This window comes from Mesorhizobium sp. M7A.F.Ca.CA.004.06.1.1, from assembly GCF_003999135.1.
In the GTDB taxonomy this organism is placed as follows: Bacteria; Pseudomonadota; Alphaproteobacteria; order Rhizobiales; family Rhizobiaceae; genus Mesorhizobium.
On record NZ_RZPQ01000642.1, the window covers coordinates 1 to 3,442 of the forward strand.

Annotated in this window: 2 protein-coding genes and 1 pseudogene; all 3 read left to right on the top strand. The window is 61.0% G+C overall.

Going from position 1 to position 3,442, the window contains the following annotated elements; translation table 11 throughout:
* Nucleotides 1–837 (top strand): annotated as a pseudogene (locus EN906_RS27480) (pitrilysin family protein); the annotation flags it as partial.
* Nucleotides 838–1,146: 309 nt separating this feature from the next.
* Complete coding sequence (locus tag EN906_RS27485) at nt 1,147–2,112, top strand: pitrilysin family protein (protein WP_306256508.1); 966 nt, start codon at nt 1,147–1,149, stop codon at nt 2,110–2,112.
* A gap of 412 nt (nt 2,113–2,524) precedes the next feature.
* The coding region (locus tag EN906_RS27490) for an aldehyde dehydrogenase family protein (protein WP_127273103.1) at nt 2,525–3,442 on the top strand (918 nt) is incomplete at its 3' end.

Here is a 3,442-nt window from a genome sequence, read left to right on the forward strand (position 1 = left end):
GAGGAGATCGACGCGACGCTGTGGCAGAACCACCCCTATCGCATCCCGATCATCGGCTGGATGCAGGAGATCGAGCAGCTGAACCGCGTCGACGCCACCGTCTTCTATGAAAAGTACTACTGGCCCAACAACTCCGTGCTAATCGTGGCCGGCGATGTCGAACCGGACACGGTGCGGGCGCTGGCCGAAAAGACCTATGGCAAGGTGGCGCGCGGACCTGACCTGCCGCCGCGCATCCGGCCGGTTGAGCCCGAGCAGAACACCAGGCGCACCGTCACGCTCTCAGACGCCCGCGTCAGCGTGCCCAGTTTTTCGACGCAGTGGGTGGTGCCGTCCTACCACACCGCCAAGCCGGGCGAGGCCGAAGCGCTCGACCTGCTGGCCGAAATTCTCGGCGGCGGTAACCGCGGCCGGCTCTACCAGGCGCTCGCTGTCCAGCAAGGTTTCGCTTCCAGCGCCCGCGTCTATTTCCAGGGCACTATGCTCGACGACACCAAGTTCGCCATCTATGGCGCACCGCGCGGCGATGCCAAGCTGGCTGATCTCGAAGCGGCGGCCGCTGCCGAAGTTGCCCGCATTGCCGAGGATGGTGTCAGCAACGAGGAACTAGGCAAGGCCAAGGACCACTATTTGCTCAATATGATCTTTGCGGAAGACAACCTGGACTGGCTCGCCAGCATCTACGGCTCGACGCTGGCCACCGGCGGTACCGTGAAGGATGTCGAGGAACGGCCGAATCGCATCCGCAAGGTTACCCCCGAGCAAATCAAAGCAGTTGCCGCCCGCTATCTCGCGTTCGACCGTTCGACCACGGGCTATCTCTTGCCCAAGACGGAGAATCAAGAGATGACGCTCGGCGCTCGGCCCCATGCTGCGATGAACATCCAGGAGGTGAAGTCCGAAAAGGGCATCATCGCCTGGCTGGTGGAGGACCACACAGTGGAAATCGTCAACATCGGCTTTGCCTTCAAGGGCGGCACCAAGCAGGACCCGGTCGGGAAGGAGGGGATGGCCAAACTGATGGCCGGCCTGTTCATCGAAGGCGCTGGCCATTACGACAGCGGTGCCTTCCAGGTGAAGCTCGACCATGCCGGCGCCGAAATGAGTTTGGACGCGCAAAGCGACGACATCTACGGATCGATGTGCATGCTTTCCAAAAAGCAGGACGCGGCGTTCGGCCTGCTTCGGCTCGCGCTGAACGCGCCGCGCTTCGAGCAGGGGCCGATCGATCGCGTCCGCGCCGAGATTGTCTCCCGCATCGTCGGCAGCGAGCGAGACCCTAACGCCATCGCTCAGCGCAAATGGCTGCGCGCGATCTATGGCGCGCATCCTTGTTCAAGGCCGGGAGAAGGCACAAAAGAGAGCCTCCCCGGCATCACGCCGTCCGACCTCCGCGCCTTCCACCAGGCCATTTTCGCTCGCGACGGGCTCCATATTGCCGTGGTGGGTGACATTGACGCGAACACGTTGAGGGAAAGGCTTGACCAGCTGTTTGGTGATTTGCCTGAGCAACAAACCCTCGTCCCCGTCTACGATGTCGCGCCGAAACTCGGTCAACTGGTGGAGGAGAACTACGACCTGCCGCAGACTTCGCTGACGTTGGCCTGGCCTGGCGTGAAGCCTAGCGCGCCGGATTTCTACGCGGCCGTGCTGCTGAACGACATCCTTGGCGGCTCATACTTGACTTCCCGCCTTTACGAGGAGGTACGTCAAAAACGCGGCCTTGCCTATCACGTCAGCTCTGAACTAACCCTTGACTCGCTTCTGGTTACGACAGAGACACGCTCGGACTGCGCTGCCCAAACACTGAGCATCGTGCGAGATGTGGTAAAGCAGATGGCGCAGCAAGGACCGACCGGGGCCGAGCTCAAGGCGGCGAAGAAGCACCTGATCGGCGCCTATGCCATCGACCAACTGGGCTCGACCCGCTCGATTGCAGACCGGCTCCTGGATTTGCAGATTCACAAGGCCGACGTCGACTACAACCAGCGTCGCGCCCGCAGCATCGGTCGGGTGACGCTCAAACAGGTCAAGGCGGCGGCCAAAAAGCTGCTTTCGGCCGAGCCCGCCATTTTGGTGGTCGGCCCGCCGCTGGGCGGCAAGGATGAGTAAAGAAACTCATCACACCTTCCTTCTTCATCGGGGCTTCTCGTGGGAAGAGCGTTGGAGGCCCGTGGGCCAAGCAGATCATGCAGACGCGCGGAGTCGTTTTCGCCGACCTTGCGCGGCATTGGCGGTCCGGCGGCCTCTCGCCGAAATGGCGCTCCTCAGCATGTATGCCGCCTTTTTGCAGAATTCAGTCGCATGCCACCAGCAGGCATGGTGGATGAAGCAAACATCCGACTGCTTAATCCATCAATTGATGAACCGCGGGCACTCAAACTAACGAAACTGCTGTCTTTTCATCGGGCTAGCGTGGTCTACCAGCTGCTTTGCCGAGGCCCTACGACGAACCCACTGGTGCAGAATACACACTGACGGCCTGTCGACCTGGATGTTCGCTGCGTTGAGGAGGAATCCGGTATTGCCCCTGTGCCTGCCGATGATCCGCCGTCTGAAATCCCCGCACCTGTTTGGAGCCATCGACCGCCTGCCGGCACTCGGCAGACCAGTTGGCAATAAGACGTTCGAGGTCGTCAATCCGTCGACCGGCGAAGTTTTGGCAGAGCTTCCCGATATGGGCGTGGAGGAGACACGTGCTGCGGTAGACAAGGCCTATGTTGCGCAGTCGGGATGGGCCGCGTTGACGGCCCGAGAACGTAGCGACGTTCTTTGGCGATGGCATCAGCTGATCATCGACCATGCAGGCGATCTCGCCGCGATTCTGACTGCGGAAATGGGCAAGCCGCTTGCCGAAGCCATTTCAGAGGTATCGCATGCGGCGGCGTATCTGCAATGGTATGCCGAGGAGGCCAATCGCGTCTATGGGGAGACGATCTCGGCACCCTCGACAGACCGCCGAATGCTAGTGATCAAGCAGCCCATCGGCGTTGTTGGCACGATCACGCCATGGAATTTCCCGGCCTCCATGGTGGCGCGCAAAATCTCGCCGGCCTTGGCTGCGGGCTGCACAATCGTGCTCAAGCCCGCTGAACAGACGCCGCTCGTGGCTGGCGCAATGTTCGCCCTCGCCCATCAGGGCGGCTTTCCCGATGGCGTGGTCAACCTGATCTATGCGTCCGAAGGTGATCGCGTGGGCCGTGAACTCTGCACCAATTCCAAGATTCGAAAGATCAGCTTCACCGGTTCGACCGAGGTCGGACGGCTGCTGATGCGTCAGTGCTCTGACCAGATCAAGAAGGTCAGCCTTGAACTCGGCGGCAATGCACCTTTCATCATCTTCGATGATGCCGACATTGACGGTGCTGTTGACGGTGCGGTCCAGGCGAAGTTCCGCAATGCCGGCCAGACCTGCGTTTCCGCGAACCGCATTTACGTCCAA